Source organism: Acinetobacter soli (assembly GCF_018139125.1).
Taxonomy (GTDB): domain Bacteria; phylum Pseudomonadota; class Gammaproteobacteria; order Pseudomonadales; family Moraxellaceae; genus Acinetobacter; species Acinetobacter soli.
Genome location: NZ_CP073241.1, coordinates 1,353,294 through 1,368,110, shown reverse-complemented (window position 1 = coordinate 1,368,110; position 14,817 = coordinate 1,353,294). Strand labels below are relative to the sequence as shown.

21 protein-coding genes are annotated in these 14,817 nt (G+C 42.8%); 19 read left to right on the top strand and 2 right to left on the bottom strand.

Annotated elements, in window-relative coordinates; all coding sequences use genetic code 11:
* Positions 1 to 2: 2 nt before the first annotated feature.
* The 18 genes from kdsB (at position 3) to KCV09_RS06205 (ending at position 13,125) form a co-directional block, all read left to right on the top strand.
* On the top strand, positions 3 to 764 hold the full coding sequence (gene kdsB, locus KCV09_RS06290) for a 3-deoxy-manno-octulosonate cytidylyltransferase (RefSeq protein WP_151745924.1): 762 nt from the start codon (positions 3 to 5) through the stop codon (positions 762 to 764).
* A gap of 14 nt (positions 765 to 778) precedes the next feature.
* Positions 779 to 1,765, top strand: coding sequence for a DNA polymerase III subunit delta' (locus tag KCV09_RS06285; RefSeq protein WP_212515691.1), 987 nt, complete (start codon positions 779 to 781; stop codon positions 1,763 to 1,765).
* A 2-nt stretch (positions 1,766 to 1,767) separates the two neighbouring features.
* The gene (locus tag KCV09_RS06280) at positions 1,768 to 2,112 is read left to right on the top strand and encodes a PilZ domain-containing protein (protein WP_119690241.1); all 345 of its coding nucleotides are present in this window, start codon (positions 1,768 to 1,770) and stop codon (positions 2,110 to 2,112) included.
* Between the two features lie 15 nt (positions 2,113 to 2,127).
* On the top strand, positions 2,128 to 2,901 hold the full coding sequence (locus KCV09_RS06275; protein ID WP_004948140.1) for a TatD family hydrolase: 774 nt from the start codon (positions 2,128 to 2,130) through the stop codon (positions 2,899 to 2,901).
* Between the two features lie 38 nt (positions 2,902 to 2,939).
* A complete protein-coding gene (locus tag KCV09_RS06270; protein WP_004938726.1) occupies positions 2,940 to 3,551 on the top strand; it encodes a TetR/AcrR family transcriptional regulator in 612 nt (203 codons plus the stop codon).
* A 9-nt stretch (positions 3,552 to 3,560) separates the two neighbouring features.
* Positions 3,561 to 4,106, top strand: coding sequence for a prepilin-type N-terminal cleavage/methylation domain-containing protein (locus KCV09_RS06265; protein ID WP_004938724.1), 546 nt, complete (start codon positions 3,561 to 3,563; stop codon positions 4,104 to 4,106).
* Positions 4,096 to 4,482 carry a type II secretion system minor pseudopilin GspI gene (gspI, locus tag KCV09_RS06260; protein ID WP_004948134.1) on the top strand — a complete coding sequence of 129 codons (387 nt, stop codon included), beginning with the start codon at positions 4,096 to 4,098 and terminating at the stop codon, positions 4,480 to 4,482. Before KCV09_RS06265 ends, gspI begins: the two co-directional genes overlap by 11 nt.
* Entirely contained in the window at positions 4,479 to 5,102 is a 624-nt protein-coding gene (gene gspJ, locus KCV09_RS06255) for a type II secretion system minor pseudopilin GspJ (protein ID WP_212515690.1), read from the top strand. The genes gspI and gspJ overlap by 4 nt, the downstream gene beginning before the upstream one ends.
* A gap of 16 nt (positions 5,103 to 5,118) precedes the next feature.
* Positions 5,119 to 6,087, top strand: coding sequence for a type II secretion system minor pseudopilin GspK (gene gspK / locus KCV09_RS06250; protein WP_151815518.1), 969 nt, complete (start codon positions 5,119 to 5,121; stop codon positions 6,085 to 6,087).
* 164 nt (positions 6,088 to 6,251) lie between these two features.
* On the top strand, positions 6,252 to 6,848 hold the full coding sequence (locus KCV09_RS06245; RefSeq protein WP_025095495.1) for a 6-pyruvoyl trahydropterin synthase family protein: 597 nt from the start codon (positions 6,252 to 6,254) through the stop codon (positions 6,846 to 6,848).
* Positions 6,849 to 6,902: 54 nt separating this feature from the next.
* Entirely contained in the window at positions 6,903 to 7,616 is a 714-nt protein-coding gene (ung, locus tag KCV09_RS06240; RefSeq protein ID WP_004938711.1) for a uracil-DNA glycosylase, read from the top strand.
* The gene (locus tag KCV09_RS06235) at positions 7,613 to 8,737 is read left to right on the top strand and encodes an enoyl-CoA hydratase/isomerase family protein (RefSeq protein WP_004948124.1); all 1,125 of its coding nucleotides are present in this window, start codon (positions 7,613 to 7,615) and stop codon (positions 8,735 to 8,737) included. Before ung ends, KCV09_RS06235 begins: the two co-directional genes overlap by 4 nt.
* Before the next feature lie 5 nt (positions 8,738 to 8,742).
* Positions 8,743 to 9,255 carry a tRNA adenosine(34) deaminase TadA gene (tadA, locus tag KCV09_RS06230; protein WP_004938709.1) on the top strand — a complete coding sequence of 171 codons (513 nt, stop codon included), beginning with the start codon at positions 8,743 to 8,745 and terminating at the stop codon, positions 9,253 to 9,255.
* Between the two features lie 100 nt (positions 9,256 to 9,355).
* Positions 9,356 to 9,790, top strand: a complete 435-nt coding sequence (locus KCV09_RS06225; protein ID WP_151794590.1) for an SRPBCC family protein — start codon at positions 9,356 to 9,358, stop codon at positions 9,788 to 9,790.
* Positions 9,791 to 9,800: 10 nt separating this feature from the next.
* Complete coding sequence (gene cmk, locus KCV09_RS06220; protein ID WP_151815517.1) at positions 9,801 to 10,481, top strand: (d)CMP kinase; 681 nt, start codon at positions 9,801 to 9,803, stop codon at positions 10,479 to 10,481.
* Positions 10,482 to 10,594: 113 nt separating this feature from the next.
* Positions 10,595 to 12,268, top strand: coding sequence for a 30S ribosomal protein S1 (gene rpsA / locus KCV09_RS06215; RefSeq protein WP_004938702.1), 1,674 nt, complete (start codon positions 10,595 to 10,597; stop codon positions 12,266 to 12,268).
* A 157-nt stretch (positions 12,269 to 12,425) separates the two neighbouring features.
* Positions 12,426 to 12,731, top strand: a complete 306-nt coding sequence (locus tag KCV09_RS06210) for an integration host factor subunit beta (protein ID WP_004938699.1) — start codon at positions 12,426 to 12,428, stop codon at positions 12,729 to 12,731.
* Between the two features lie 28 nt (positions 12,732 to 12,759).
* A complete protein-coding gene (locus KCV09_RS06205) occupies positions 12,760 to 13,125 on the top strand; it encodes a lipopolysaccharide assembly protein LapA domain-containing protein (protein WP_151815516.1) in 366 nt (121 codons plus the stop codon).
* A 72-nt stretch (positions 13,126 to 13,197) separates the two neighbouring features.
* Here KCV09_RS06205 and KCV09_RS06200 read toward each other — a convergent pair whose 3' ends face one another.
* The gene (locus KCV09_RS06200) at positions 13,198 to 13,524 is read right to left on the bottom strand and encodes an AzlD domain-containing protein (protein ID WP_025095499.1); all 327 of its coding nucleotides are present in this window, start codon (positions 13,522 to 13,524) and stop codon (positions 13,198 to 13,200) included.
* Positions 13,521 to 14,177, bottom strand: a complete 657-nt coding sequence (locus KCV09_RS06195; protein ID WP_151745919.1) for an AzlC family ABC transporter permease — start codon at positions 14,175 to 14,177, stop codon at positions 13,521 to 13,523. The genes KCV09_RS06200 and KCV09_RS06195 overlap by 4 nt, the downstream gene beginning before the upstream one ends.
* A gap of 88 nt (positions 14,178 to 14,265) precedes the next feature.
* Here KCV09_RS06195 and KCV09_RS06190 point away from each other — a divergent pair, with 88 nt between their 5' ends.
* A complete protein-coding gene (locus KCV09_RS06190) occupies positions 14,266 to 14,814 on the top strand; it encodes a helix-turn-helix domain-containing protein (protein WP_055414827.1) in 549 nt (182 codons plus the stop codon).
* The last annotated feature ends 3 nt before the right edge of the window (positions 14,815 to 14,817 follow it).

Here is a 14,817-nt window from a genome sequence, read left to right as displayed (position 1 = left end):
ATATGAAACATATTGTCATCCCGGCTCGATTTTCCAGTACTCGTTTGCCTGGAAAGCCATTGCTTGAGATTCATGGGCGTCCGATGATCTTACGTGTGGTTGATCAGGCCAAAAAAGTAGAGGGTTTTGATGATCTATGCGTTGCAACCGATGATGAGCGAATTGCCGAAGTCTGTCGTGCAGAGCAAATCGATGTGGTCATGACCAATCCTGCTCATCCATCAGGAACAGATCGATTAAGTGAAGTAGCACGTATTAAGGGCTGGGGCAAAGACGATATTATTGTCAATGTTCAAGGGGACGAGCCGCTTTTACCTGCAGCACTGGTGCAACAGGTCGCATCACTGTTGGTGGCTAAGCCAGATTGCTCGATGTCGACTTTATGTGAGTCGATTCATTCTTTAGATGAGTTCGCGCGTGACAGTATTGTCAAAGTGGTGATGAACAATGTGCAAGAAGCCCTGTATTTTAGTCGTGCCACAATACCGTATGACCGTGATGCAGCTCAGAAACAGATTTCATCAAGTTTTGATCATGCTTACCGCCACCTAGGTTTGTATGCGTATCGCGTAAGCCTGTTACAAGAATATGTGAAATGGTCGCAAGGTGTGCTTGAGAAACTTGAGAGTTTGGAGCAGCTTCGTGTACTCGAAAATGGACATCGTATTGCCATTGCTGTTGCAGACAGTGCACTTCCACCGGGTGTGGATACACCTGAAGATCTGGCGCGTTTAAACGCATTGCCTGTTTCATATTTTGATTAATTGGAAATGATGGCGTGAAACAGCATCAAGCAAAGGTTTATCCTTGGCAAGCTACAGTGTGGAAATCGCTCACAGGACGTTTCCCTCAATTGGGTCATGGTCTGTTATTTTATGGAAAGTCGGGCAGTGGCAAACACGCTTTTGCATTACATTTTTTAAGCTGGGTGCTGTGCACGCAAAAAAAACCAGAAGGTGCGTGCGGTGAATGCATCAGTTGTCAGTGGCTTAAATCGGATACTCATCCAAATTATGTGTATATCACTACCGATGACGACAATAAAAAACAAAATGCTAAAATCAAGATTGAAAAAATCCGCGAACTGCTGCCGTTTGTCCAGCAAACCGTCGATGGCTGGCGCGTTATTGTGATTGAGCCAGCAGAGGCTTTAAATATCGCGTCTGCAAATGCACTACTGAAAACGCTTGAAGAACCCGGCGAGAAAGTATTGATTATCTTGATTGCCGATCATTATCTGAAGCTTCCAGCAACGATTCGAAGTCGCCTTCAGCATTTTTCACTGGATCGAATGACCTTTGATCAGGCACAGGACTATTTAAGCGAACAACTACCAACGCTCGATCCAGCAGACATTCAGCTTCTGTTAAATTTGAGCAATGACATGCCGCTCAAGGCGGTAGAGCTTGCAGAAGCTGACTGGTTTAATAAGCGCCGTGATTTTGTATCTGACTGGATCAAACTGGTCAAACAGAAAAATATGCCCTTGATGATTGCATCGAAGTGGCAAAAAGAGCTAGCGGCGGCAGATTGGCTGATCATGTTTGAATACTTGTTGGGTGATTTAATTTGTGTCAAGCTAAATCAGGATCCTAAGAATATTGATTTGGACTTTAAGGAACTGTCGGGTGAGTATGCACTTGAACAACTCTTTGATCTTTATGCGCAGATCCAGCATTCAAAACAATTGATCGGACAGAATGTTCAAACCAATCTTGTGATCGATCAATTGTTTATTCAGCTCATGAACGTTAATGGGAGTTGAACATGGAATCGAGAATTAGTGGCGGCCTGATTCATGTGCACATTCCGGATCGGGCAACCTTGCAAGCCAGTTACATGCATTTTGTACATGGTGGCGGCTTGTTTATTCCTTCTAGAGAATCAGTCACGTTAGGTGAGGAGATATTTGTTCTTGCAACCTTGCCTGAGCAAACACTGAAAATTCCACTTACGGGAAAAGTCATTTGGATTTCTCGTAAGCAAGCTGGAATCAAACCACAAGGGTTTGCCATACAGCTCTCTGGAGAGCGAGGTATATACTATAAAACTGAAGCCGAAAAAATTTTGGCAGGTAGTATGTCCTCAGATCGCTCAAATTTTACCATGTAGTTTTAGGAAAGAATTGTGTTTGTAGATACGCATTGTCATTTAACCATGCTCGACTTAACGCCATATGGTGGCGATTTGGATCAGGCACTAAACGAAGCGCGCGCGGCAGGTGTATCTAAATTTATGAGCATCTCTGTCGATCTTGATGACCATATCGCATTATCAGCGATTGCAGCGCGTCATGAAGATGTCGGGTATACCGTAGGGGTGCATCCGTGTGAAGATGTTGAAGTCATGGCACGAGCAACGACAGAGTATTTGGTCGAATTGGCTCAACCTGAAAAAGTCTGGGCACTTGGTGAAACAGGGCTCGACTATTATCACAGTGCGGAATTCGTCGATCAGCAAAAGGCCTGTTTTGCGCGACATTTGCAGGCATCCAAACAGGTTGGAAAGCCTGTGGTGGTGCATACACGCTCTGCCAAGACCGATACCATTGATATCATTCGTGCAGAGCAATCGACACACGGTATTTTGCACTGTTTTACCGAAGACTGGGAAACCGCTAAAGCTGCTTTGGACTGCGGTTATTATATTTCGTTCTCGGGAATTGTATCGTTTAAAAATGCGCAAGATTTACGCGATGTTGCCAAACAAGTGCCGCTTGATCGTCTGCTGATTGAAACCGACAGTCCATATCTTGCGCCAGTACCGTATCGCGGTAAATCAAATGAACCAAAATACGTGCCATATGTAGCCAAAGCGTTGAGTGATGTATATGATAAATCACTCGAGGAGATTGCGTTGATTACACGTCAAAATTTTGAAAATCTCCTTGCAAACACATAACTTTAAAATGACATAGATAAGCGAGTGACGGCGTGAAGATGGATCGACAAGCTCAGTTCAGGGCAAGAGAAGCATTAATATTTGAAGTGGCAGAGCAACTTCTTCTCGACAATGGAGAAGCCGGTATGACACTTGATGCCTTGGCTGCTGAACTGGATCTCGCCAAAGGAACGCTGTACAAGCATTTTCAGAGTAAAGATGAATTGTATATGCTGCTCATTGTTCGTAATGAGCGCATGTTGCTAGAAATGGTACAGGACAAAGAAAAAACCTTTCCAGAGCATCTGGCATTCTTTATGTTGCATCATTTACATCACCCCGAACGTACAGTGTTATTTCATCAAATCGAAGAACGCTTATCGACTACTGGTCAGGGAATTTATCATCTGTTTCAAGAGTTGTATCAGGTGCGCAAACAGCGCTTGAGAATCATCATCAACATGACTGAAAAATATCTTGAAGAAATTCATAGTACCATGCCGGTGCGGGACTATTTGGCTGCAATTTGGTCGCTGACCCATGGCGCAGCGGCTATTTTAAATTCGAGTTTTTATCAGCGCTATTTAGGATCTCGCGATACTTTACGCGTGGCCTATATTGATCAGGCATTGGCGCTTCCAAAACATCTTCAAGAACCTCATTTTGTTTAGAGTATCCACATGAACAATAAACCACTGCGGCAGTCCGGTTTTACCTTGGTCGAGCTGATGGTGGTCATTGTAATTGTTGGAATTTTAGCGTCACTGATTGTGTTGAATATAAGTGGTGTAGATCAGCGTAAAGCCATGCAGGCGCGCGAGTTCTTTCTCTTGGATTTACAGCGTATTAATCGCGAAGCTACAGATCAGGGGCGAATTCTAGCGCTGGCAACACTTCCACAAACCGATGTACGCCCATTTGGCTACCAGATACTTGAGTACATAGAACCGTCTGCTCAAACCGTCATTCAGGCCAATAACAAATGGCAAGTCTACAAAGACCTTCCAGTGCGCTCATTGCCTACCAATGTCAGCTTTCAAATTCGGCCTGTAGATTACGATTATCGTGCCGCATCGAATCAGGATCTGGTGGGGCAACAGGCGCCTCAGTTGGTCTGGTTAGGAAATGGCGAAGTTAAACCTGTTCGCATCCAGTTTTATTCTGCCCAGACACCAGTCGGTGCAGAAATTGAAGTAGATCACTTGGGTAAAATAAATGAAAACTAAAGGGTTTACATTATTAGAAGTGATGGTGGCGCTCGCGATTTTTGCAACCGCTGCGGTGGCCTTGACCAAGCTCGGTATGCAGTATACTCAGTCTACGGCCAATGCCGTATTAAGAACCAAAGCACAATTCGTGGCAATGAACGAAGCCGCCATGATGCAAATTAATCGTGAATGGATGCAAGGCACATCCTCAAAGCAAGTGACGTCTCAGGGTGAAACATGGCAAGTCGATAAAACTGCGCAGGCGACGATTAGCCCAAACGTACAGCGGATTGAAATTCAGATCAGCCGCTTTGATCCTCAGCAAAACAAAGTTGAAGCGGGAATTACGCATATGGTGTTTTTCAATTATCCGCCTAAAGAAAACGTCTCATGAAAAAAAGATCGGGATTTACGCTGGTTGAGCTCTTGGTGGCGATTGCGATTTTTGCGGTTCTTTCTGCATTGGGCTGGAAAATTTTTGACTATCTGATTAAGACCAAGGAACGCAACCAGCAACATGAGCTTCAGATTTTTGAGTTGCAAGATGCCTATCAAATTATACTTCGAGATTCACTTCAGCTCATCCCGATGACGGCGAATATCAACGGACAAATCCGGCCTGCACTCAGCCTGAGTGATACCAGTTTGCAATTTAGCAAGGCAGGAGTGAGTGATCCGCTCAAAGAGGGCCTCGCGCCATACGAACGTATTGAATATCGTTATGTACCCAGTGAAAAGATGGTATATCGGTTGAGATACCGTAGCCTGAATATCACCAACAACGAGCAGCCAGAATCGAGTGTACTGCTCAAAAATGTAGATCAATTTCGAATAACCGTGTTGAATCCGCAGATACTCAACCAGTGGCCTGAGGCGGGTGCAGATTTAAGTCAGTCTACCAGCATGCAGCGCCTGCCGCGAGGGCTTAAGATTGATGTACAGCGTTCAGATGTAAACTATGAATGGATTTTTCCGCTTTTAGATACTCAATTTATGAGTGTAAACGGATCATAGGCCAAAGGATAAAGCGATGAAACGACAGCAAGGCGTTGCGTTAATCACGATTCTGGTAATGGTGGCTTTGGCAACGATTTTGGCAGCATCTATTGTAAAACATCAGAGCAATACGGCACAAAATACAGGATATCTAATCCGTCAAAACCAATCCCTGTTATATGCAAAAAGTGCCGAAGCATTTTTTTCCGAATTGCTGGTGCAAGATGCACAAAATGCGGCTGAAGCAGATCATCCAGCAGAAATCTGGGCTCAGCCTATGCCACCGTTTCCGGTTGAAGATGGTTTTGTCTCTGGCGTATTAAAAGATGAATCGGGAAAGTTTAATCTGAATAATCTGGTCGATGCGCAAGATAAAGTCGATGAAAATGCCAAAGCATGGTTTGAGCAGTTACTGGTACGTGTGGGATTGTCACCACAGTTAAGTGAAGCAGTGATTGACTGGCAAGATCGTAATGATGAAGTGTCGGGTTCTGCTGGCGCAGAAAGTAGCTATTATCAAGGTTTGAGCCGTCCTTATTTGGCAGCCAACACAAAATTTCATAGTGTAGATGAGCTGCGTATGGTTCGCGGATTTGAGGGTAAAAATTTTGATTTAATACGTCCTTATGTCACAGCATTACCTTCAAATGCACCGACCAAAGTCAATATTAATACGGCATCTACGCTACTCTTGACCAGCTTGGATACCAGTTTAAATCCGGCAGCCGTTCAAAACGCACTACAAGAGAAAATGTCCAATATGGGATACTTTAAAAGTGTAGATGAATTGTGGACGCTTGATGCCTTTAAGGGGGTCAGTGCGGAAAACCGGAACAAATTTAAAAATTTGCTCGATGTCCGCTCAGATTATTTCAGAGCTTACATTGAGGTGTTGTTAAGTGAACGTAAACGTCAGTTTACGAGCGATCTGGTACGTATCAATAAAAAAGTTTATGTGTATTCTCGTAGTTTAGCATCTGTGCCCAAAGCTACTATGGACTAATTTTTAGTAGAGCAATCATGAATTTTGAGGTATTTGAAGAAGAAAAATACGTAATTGAGTTGAATTAAGACGTTTTGCTAATTGTCAGTAACGTTAAAAGAAATGTAATGCCTGACGAATTGATCTATAATGTACGATCTAGTTGTCGAAGTTTGATCGGACGCATGTTAATTCGTAAGTTATTCAAATTTGAAAATGCGCATATTGTGCGTAACTGTACCTCAGATCGTTGCAAACGTTCAATCCATGGTCACAGCTATAAAGTTGAATTGCTACTTAAAGCCAATAAACTCGATCATGGTCAGATGGTTTACGATTTTGGGTTGCTTAAAGGTGTGATTAAAGAGCTGTATGACAGTTTTGATCATGCGATCTGTTTCTGGCAAGACGACAGTCCTGAATATATTCAGGCGTGCAAACAGTTTAGTGCGCGTTGGGTATCATTGCCAGTGTCGCCATCTGCGGAGCAATTTTCACGTATTTTCTTTTATCTAGCGCAACAGGTGCTTAACTCAACCATCACGCAAAATGGTGAAGGGGATGTCGAGGTATATTCTGTGATTGTGCATGAAACAGATACAGGATATGCGCAAAGCTTTATTGAAGATATTGAAAACCCGCAAATGGGACAACTTCATTTGCAAGATATTATTTTCTCAGAACAAGTGCAAACTGAATGGACAGATGCACTAATGTATGAGAAGTTAAAGCAAGGTAATCGATTTAAAAATCCACAGGTTGAGTTACAGGTTCAGGTTTAACTCAACCTATCACTCATCATTACATGGTATGAAATAAGCGTTTAGGATGAAAAAATGCAGTTGACTGAGCAACAACATGAAAAACTCAGTAAAGTTCAGTTGGATGAAAGTTGGAAGTATTCTTTAGCGGAATTTTTGTTAAGTTCACGCATGGATGACCTGCGTGAATTCTTGATGCAGCAAAAAAATCAAGACAAGATCATCTATCCGCCAAGTAAGCAAATCTTCAATGCGCTTAATACAACACCGTTGGCTGATGTCAAAGTGGTGATTTTAGGACAAGATCCCTATCACGGGCCCAACCAAGCCAATGGGCTAAGCTTCTCTGTGCAAAAAGGCATTACGCTGCCACCCTCACTTCGAAATATTTTTCACGAGCTCAATACTGACTTAGGCATACCATTGTCCAAGCATGGTGATTTAACCAAGTGGGCAGATCAAGGTGTATTACTGCTGAACAGTGTTTTAACCGTTGAGGCAGGGCAGCCGACTTCACATCAGGGCAAAGGTTGGGAGCAGTTTACCGATGCCGTGATTGATGTATTGAATGAGCAGTGTGAACATATTGTTTTTATTTTATGGGGTGCTTACGCACAACGTAAAGGTCAGCGTATTGATCGTGAAAAACATTTGGTATTAAAAGCAGCGCATCCATCTCCACTTGCCGCAAATCGTGGTGGATTTTTTGGATGTAAAGTATTCTCCAAAGCAAATAATTATCTGAAACAACATGGCATTGAGCCAATAGACTGGCAGCTGGACGCATGAGTAATTCTTCCGACGTAACACGTTATCATCCGGATTTAATTGTTGAAGAAGCAAGTAATGGTTGGCGTATTATCCGTCTTAACCGTCCGAAATCCCTGCACGCACTTGATGAGTCGATTGTCACCGCGCTGTTGCAGGTGTTTGAAGAGTTTCATGAAGATGACGAAGTAAAAGCCATTTGGTTGGATTCCACTACGCCAAAAGCATTTTGTGCAGGTGGAGATGTACGCAAATTAAGACAACTGGTGATTAATCAGGAAGTCGACAGTGCAAATCGTTTCTTTGAAAAAGAATACGCGCTTGATTTGCTGCTACATAACTATGCCAAGCCCATCATTGTTTGGGGTGAGGGTTATGTAATGGGTGGTGGTCTTGGTCTATTTATGGCTGCACCGTTCAGACTGGTTACCCCGTACTCACGCTTGGCAATGCCAGAAATCAATATCGGCCTTTATCCTGATGTAGGAGCCAGTCGTTTTCTGGCCGACCGTGGGCCTGTAGGGTTGTTTACCGGATTAACGGGTTCCATCATGACCGCGGCAGGGGCCTATAGTATCGGCTGGGCGACCCACATTTGTGATGCGCAGCGTGACAATGTACTTAAAAAAGTACTGGATATCGACTGGACTCATTATCCAGCAGGAAATTTTAGAGCCATTGATGACACGTTAAATAGTTTGCATCGTCCTGTTGCAGCGGGTCCGCTACAAAATTCACTCGATGTGATTCATAGTGTATGTAAGGGTCAAAACTTCGAACAGGATTATCAGTCGATTGTCGGGTTAATCGATGCTCGAAGCGACTGGCTACGTCAGGCCAGTGAAAACTTGCAAAAAGGCTCTCCAAGCACTGCTGCAATCACTTGGTTGTTGTGGCAATGGGGCAGAAAAGTACATGCATGGGACGAAGTGTTTAAGCTTGAAGCGCAAATCTCAGACTGGAAAATTCGCCATCCTGACTTTGTAGAAGGAGTGCGTGCGCGTCTGGTCGATAAGGATTTGTCTCCTGCATGGAAAAATACCCAAGATTTAAGTTTGAAAGGGATTTTAGGTGACCATCCGCCAGTAACGGATATTGCAAGCTGGAATGAGCTATTGAAGCATTACGGCATTATGAATTAAGCAAAATGTCTGATCAAAAAGAAACAGATGAACAGTGGATGCGGCTTGCTTTCGAGCAAGCCGCTGTTGCTGGTGCATGTAACGAGGTGCCAGTGGGTGCCATTATTGTGAGCCAAAATAAGATCATTGGCTCAGGTTATAATGCGCCAATCAGCTTGCATGATCCTACTGCACATGCTGAAATCCGTGCCATCCGAATGGCATGTGAATCAATTCAAAATTATCGACTCCCTGAAGATGCGACCCTTTATGTCACTTTAGAGCCATGCACAATGTGCGTGGGGGCTTTGGTACATGCGCGCATACATCGCGTCGTGTTTGCCACTACTGAGCCAAAAGCTGGTTCGCTTGTGAGTGCGCGTCAACTTTTAAACTTGGGCTATTTCAACCATAAATTCATTTATGAGTATGGGTGTTTGCAAGAAGAATGTTCGACTCAACTGAGTGACTTTTTTAAAAAGCGCCGTGAACAAAAGCGGTTACTCCGATTGCAATATAGTGCACAAAGCTCAGATTAAATTGACCTGAATGCACACATTTTCTGAAAATGATGGCCTTGAGTAATTGCGATAAATTGAGTATGTTGATTCGACAATTCGAATTGTCAAAGGAAAGCATATGAACGCAATAACAGTAAAAAAAGAATTTAATGCGTCTATCGATCAGGTTTTTGATGTTTTGTCTAAACACTCTGCCTATAACAAGCTATTTGCTCCTATACAGGTTGTGCGTGTGAAAGACTCATCTGATCCGGCACGGCCAGATGGAATTGGATCAATTCGAAGAATGGGGTTTGGTCCAGTTAAACCCATACAAGAAGAAATCACATATTTAGAAGAAAATAAGCGTATTGAATATAAATTGATCCATAATCCATTAATTAAGCATCATATTGGGATTATCGAGTTTGAAGCACTCTCAGATACACGTACGCGAGTGATTTATACGATTGAATTAACAGCAAAAGTACCTTTTGTAAGTAAATTAATTCTTGCACAACTCAAGTCAGCCATTACACTAGGTTTTTCAAAATTAGCAAAATTGATAGGTTAGCCATAATTCAATGACAGCGCATATCATCACAATCGATGGTCCAAGTGGATCAGGTAAGGGAACGCTTGCGGCAAAGCTTGCATCACATTACGGATTTCATCTTCTAGACTCGGGCGCATTGTATCGTTTGCTGGGGCTGTCATTGCACAACAAACAGCTACTCGATCAGCTTTCAGATCAGCTAGATGAATGTGTGAAGATTGCACAGCATTTGGATATTCAATTTAATACTCAATCTGATGGAATATCGATCGATCTGGAAGGGCAAGATGTCACCAAAACGATTCGAACAGAGCATGTGGGTGAATACGCATCTAAGGTGGCTGCTGTGCCAGAGCTTCGTCAAGCATTGTTTGATCGCCAGCGCGCATTTATTCAAGCACCTGGTTTGGTCGCCGATGGTCGTGATATGGCCACTGCAATTTTTCCGGAAGCACAAGCGAAAATTTACCTCACTGCATCGGCAGAATCTCGCGCAGAGCGCCGTGTAAAACAGTTGCAGGGTATGGGGCTTGATGTTAAAATAAACGACATTTTGGCCAATATACAGGCACGTGATAAGCGTGATATGGAACGAGAGGTTGCCCCTCTGCGTCCTGCACCCGATGCCTATATTATCGACAGTTCGGCGTTATCTATCGACGATGTTTTTCAGTTAATGACAGATTACATCGATCTTCGTCTGGCCTAAAACAAATTAACAATCAGTTGAAGCATAGCTTGATCAGTTTTACACGGACTATGTAGAGACTTAACTAAACCGGCCTTGTCTGATCCAAGACCGCTGACTTTATCAGGTATATCATGACCGAATCTTTTGCAGCCCTCTTTGAAGAAAGTGAATTAAACCTCAATGTAGAAAAGGGTGCAGTCATCCAAGGTGTTGTTGTTAGCATCGATAGTGACTGGGTAACTGTTGACACTGGCCTTAAATCTGAAGGCGTTGTTGACCGTACTGAATTTTTAAATGATCAACGTGAACTTGAAGTTCAAGTTGGTGATACTGTTGACGTTGTTGTTGAAGCGCTTGACAACGGTATGGGTCAAACAGTTTTGTCACGTGAAAAAGCTAAACGTGCTGAAACTTGGACTAAACTTGAAAAAATCTTTGAAGACGGCGAAATCGTTACTGGTGTTATCTCTGGTAAAGTAAAAGGCGGTTTCACTGTTGACATCGGTCCAGTTCGTGCGTTCCTACCAGGTTCATTGGTTGACACTCGTCCTATCCGTGACACGACTCACCTTGAAGGTAAAGAGCTCGAGTTCAAAGTAATCAAGCTTGATGCAAAACGCAACAACGTTGTTGTTTCTCGTCGTGCGGTAATGGAAGCTGAATCTTCAGCTGACCGTGAAGCGCTTCTTGCTCAGCTTGAAGAAGGTCAAACTGTTACTGGTACCATCAAAAACCTTACTGATTACGGCGCGTTCGTTGATCTTGGCGGTATTGATGGTCTTCTTCACATTACAGACATGGCTTGGAAACGTATCAAGCATCCATCTGAAGTGGTTGAAGTGGGTCAAGAAGTTACTGTTAAAGTACTTAAATTTGACCGCGAGCGTAACCGTGTATCACTAGGTCTTAAACAACTTGGTGAAGATCCATGGTTAGCGATCATGAGCCGTTACCCTAAAGGTTCTATCGTTAAAGCACGTGTAACTAACTTGACTGACTACGGTTGCTTCGCAGAAATCGCTGAAGGCGTTGAAGGTCTTGTTCACGTATCTGAAATGGACCACACTAACAAAAACATCCACCCATCTAAAGTTGTTCAGATTGGTGACGAAGTTGATGTTATGGTTCTTGAAGTCGACGAAGAGCGTCGTCGTATTTCTCTTGGTATCAAACAAACTCGTGCTAACCCATGGGAAGAGTTTGCTAAAGCACACGAGAAAGGCGAAAAAGTTTCTGGTACGATCAAGTCAATCACTGACTTCGGTATCTTCATCGGTTTACCAGGTGGTATCGACGGTCTAGTACACTTGTCTGATATTTCTTGGAACGAACAAGGCGAAGAAGCTATCCGTCGTTACAAGAAAGGTGATACTGTTGAAGCGGTTATCTTGTCTGTAGACGCTGAAGGCAACCGTATCAGCCTTGGTATCAAGCAATTGAACAGCGATCCATTCAACGATTTCTTAGCTGCGAACGAACGTGGTGCGTTGGTTAAAGGTACTGTAACTGCTGTAGACGCTAAAGGCGCTACTGTTAAGTTAGGTGACGAAATCGAAGCGACACTTAAAGCATCTGAAATCAACCGTGATCGCGTTGAAGATGCAACTAAGTTCCTAGAAGTTGGTCAAGAAGTTGAAGCGAAAATCATCAACGTAGATCGTAAATCTCGCTCTATCAACTTGTCTATCAAAGCGAAAGACGAAGCTGAAGAGAAAGAAGCGGTTGCGAACCTTCGTACAGCTTCTGTATCTCAAGACAATGGTCCTAAGACTATTGGTGACTTGATTAAAGCGCAAATGAAATAAGTACTGTTAAAAAAGTACGGTTAGTGTAACTAATTGGTACTTTTTATACAATTACTGTAAACGGTAGCGTAGTATTGGTGTACTGCGCTACCGTTTTGTATTTAAACAGGTTATTATAAAACTTAATTCAAAGCAGCAATAATTAAAGAGGTCATCGATGACTACTGAAGCACTTAACAAGTCTGACTTAATAGAACGTATTGCTTTAAAAAATCCACATTTGGCTGAACCTTTGGTTGAAGAAGCAGTCAGAATCATGATCGACCAAATGATCGATGCATTATCAAATGATAATCGTATCGAGATTCGTGGTTTTGGGAGCTTTGCGTTGCATCATAGAGAACCTCGTGTAGGCCGTAACCCTAAAACAGGCAGATCGGTTGAAGTTGCTGCAAAAGCTGTTCCTCATTTTAAGCCCGGTAAAGCACTTCGCGATGCCGTGAATGAGGCAATTACTAAATAAATTATAAACTCAATAAAATGAGGTCTTTATGCGTTATATACTTGTCGCATTACTCGTTATTTTGTTCGGATATTCATTAGCATTGGTACTTCAAAATCCAACAGAATTACCGGTCGACTTATTGTTTACTCAAGTTCCTGCTATGCGATTGGGCTTGTTACTCTTACTGACTTTGGTGCTCGGCGTTGTCATCGGCCTATTGTTAGGGGTGTTAGTCTTTAAGGTAATCCAGAAAAGCTGGGAAATTAAAAGACTACGTAAAGATATCGAATACTTACGTAAAGAGCAGATTCAAACTGCTCAGATTGCTGCTGCCGAGGCCGCAGCCAGTGTAAGACACGAAAAAACCGTATTAGATGTGCAATCTGAACCTCAAAATCGTAATCCACTTTAAATAGCATACAGATTAGTTTTTTAAGTTGTGATGATTACAAATAAAATGGCTCTCTCATCTAGGGGCCATTTTTTATTTAATTCCGAGAAAGCGTAAAATTGCAGTGGTGCCTACGGCTGAAAGAATGACAAATACCAAAGAGCCATTTTTCCAAGCAATACCGATTGCCACGAGCACACCGATTAGCTTACTCATTCCACTAAACTGATCTTGTTCAAATAACGTGTTAAAAACGGCTAACGTGAATAACAATACGCATGCAGCATCAGACATGAGTTGTTTGTGTTTTTCTTGAAATGAAATTTGGTGGGCAAGGTAGAAGCCAGTATAGCGAATCAGATAAGTACCCGCCGAAAGCACGATTATTCCAATAAAAATAATGATTTCATTAGTATTCATTTCGATTTTCTTCCGAGTAAAAGGCCCAACATTGAAACTAAAACAGGCAATCCTGTTGCAAGAAACGGAATTGAGGTCAGCGAAAGTCCTGCACCAAGAAAAGCGCGTTTCCGGGTGGTCTTGTTTTTTAACATCGGCATAATGAGCGCAAATAAAATTGCTGGAAAAGCGGCATCGATACCAAACGCATAAATATCTGGAATAAATCGACCCAAAATATAGCCTAAGATAACGCCTAAAGGCCAAAAAATTGCAATGCAAATACCGCAGAACCAGTAGGCCTTAGCTTTGAGTACCAGATCCGATTGACTTAAACCGAACATGACACTTTCGTCATTCATAATATGGCAGGCCAAAAATTTTAAACGATTATTTTGGATAAATTCTGCGACTGATAAGCCAAAAGGCAAGTGACGTAAATTAATCAGGATACCTGTACATGCTGCAAAAATTGGATGTGCACCAGAAGCAACCATACCAATAAAAGTAAATTCTGCCGCGCCCGCTAAAACACTCACAGATAACAGTACTGGAATCCACATAGGAAGCCCAAAGCTGGCAGCGACCGAGCCAAGTGATAGACCAACGATACCAATCGCAATGGAAATCAATATGATGGCTTTAGCGAGAGAAATGTATGTTTTGGTTGACATGATTGTTTTTTATATCAAACGAACGTACGTTATAATAGTTTATTCTACATCGTTCGTCAAAACGAACAATCGTTTTTTATGGTGAGTTATGTCGTTGCCCATTGAAATTGTCTCTAAAAATTTACAGCGAGAAAGACAAAAAGCTGGTTTGTCACTGGCAGAAGTAGCACGGCGCGCTGGAGTTGCAAAATCTACCTTATCGCAACTTGAAGCTGCTCAAGGTAATCCAAGCCTTGAGACATTATGGGCGCTGTGTGTTGCACTGGATATTCCTTTTGCAAAATTAATGGAAAGTCATAGCCCTCAGACTCAAATTATTCGATTTGGCGAGGGGCCATCGGTTTCATCCGAAGTAGCGCACTATCAGGCCATCCTTCTTGCGGTATGTCCGACGGGTGCTCGTCGAGACCTATATATTTTAACCACGCAACCGGGAGAACCAAGATTAAGTCATCCACATCCGATTGGAAGTGTTGAGCACATTGTCATTATGAAAGGGCAAGCCAGAGTGGGGCTGACATCTGAGCCTAAGATTCTGAACGAGGGTGATTACATTTGTTATCCGGCCGATCAGGAACACATTTTTGAGGCGCTTGAAGCAGATACGCGTGCAATACTGATCTCTGAACAAAGATAAGGT

What these genes read in the sequence shown, in the direction of transcription:
- kdsB (WP_151745924.1), top strand. Translation starts at nt 3, where the DNA reads ATGAAACATATTGTCATCCCGGCTCGATTTTCCAGTACTCGTTTGCCT.
- KCV09_RS06280 (WP_119690241.1), top strand. Translation starts at nt 1,768, where the DNA reads ATGGAATCGAGAATTAGTGGCGGCCTGATTCATGTGCACATTCCGGAT.
- KCV09_RS06270 (WP_004938726.1), top strand. Translation starts at nt 2,940, where the DNA reads ATGGATCGACAAGCTCAGTTCAGGGCAAGAGAAGCATTAATATTTGAA.
- KCV09_RS06265 (WP_004938724.1), top strand. Translation starts at nt 3,561, where the DNA reads ATGAACAATAAACCACTGCGGCAGTCCGGTTTTACCTTGGTCGAGCTG.
- gspI (WP_004948134.1), top strand. Translation starts at nt 4,096, where the DNA reads ATGAAAACTAAAGGGTTTACATTATTAGAAGTGATGGTGGCGCTCGCG.
- gspJ (WP_212515690.1), top strand. Translation starts at nt 4,479, where the DNA reads ATGAAAAAAAGATCGGGATTTACGCTGGTTGAGCTCTTGGTGGCGATT.
- gspK (WP_151815518.1), top strand. Translation starts at nt 5,119, where the DNA reads ATGAAACGACAGCAAGGCGTTGCGTTAATCACGATTCTGGTAATGGTG.
- KCV09_RS06245 (WP_025095495.1), top strand. Translation starts at nt 6,252, where the DNA reads ATGTTAATTCGTAAGTTATTCAAATTTGAAAATGCGCATATTGTGCGT.
- ung (WP_004938711.1), top strand. Translation starts at nt 6,903, where the DNA reads ATGCAGTTGACTGAGCAACAACATGAAAAACTCAGTAAAGTTCAGTTG.
- KCV09_RS06235 (WP_004948124.1), top strand. Translation starts at nt 7,613, where the DNA reads ATGAGTAATTCTTCCGACGTAACACGTTATCATCCGGATTTAATTGTT.
- tadA (WP_004938709.1), top strand. Translation starts at nt 8,743, where the DNA reads ATGTCTGATCAAAAAGAAACAGATGAACAGTGGATGCGGCTTGCTTTC.
- KCV09_RS06225 (WP_151794590.1), top strand. Translation starts at nt 9,356, where the DNA reads ATGAACGCAATAACAGTAAAAAAAGAATTTAATGCGTCTATCGATCAG.
- cmk (WP_151815517.1), top strand. Translation starts at nt 9,801, where the DNA reads ATGACAGCGCATATCATCACAATCGATGGTCCAAGTGGATCAGGTAAG.
- rpsA (WP_004938702.1), top strand. Translation starts at nt 10,595, where the DNA reads ATGACCGAATCTTTTGCAGCCCTCTTTGAAGAAAGTGAATTAAACCTC.
- KCV09_RS06210 (WP_004938699.1), top strand. Translation starts at nt 12,426, where the DNA reads ATGACTACTGAAGCACTTAACAAGTCTGACTTAATAGAACGTATTGCT.
- KCV09_RS06205 (WP_151815516.1), top strand. Translation starts at nt 12,760, where the DNA reads ATGCGTTATATACTTGTCGCATTACTCGTTATTTTGTTCGGATATTCA.
- KCV09_RS06200 (WP_025095499.1), bottom strand. Translation starts at nt 13,524, where the DNA reads ATGAATACTAATGAAATCATTATTTTTATTGGAATAATCGTGCTTTCG.
- KCV09_RS06195 (WP_151745919.1), bottom strand. Translation starts at nt 14,177, where the DNA reads ATGTCAACCAAAACATACATTTCTCTCGCTAAAGCCATCATATTGATT.
- KCV09_RS06190 (WP_055414827.1), top strand. Translation starts at nt 14,266, where the DNA reads ATGTCGTTGCCCATTGAAATTGTCTCTAAAAATTTACAGCGAGAAAGA.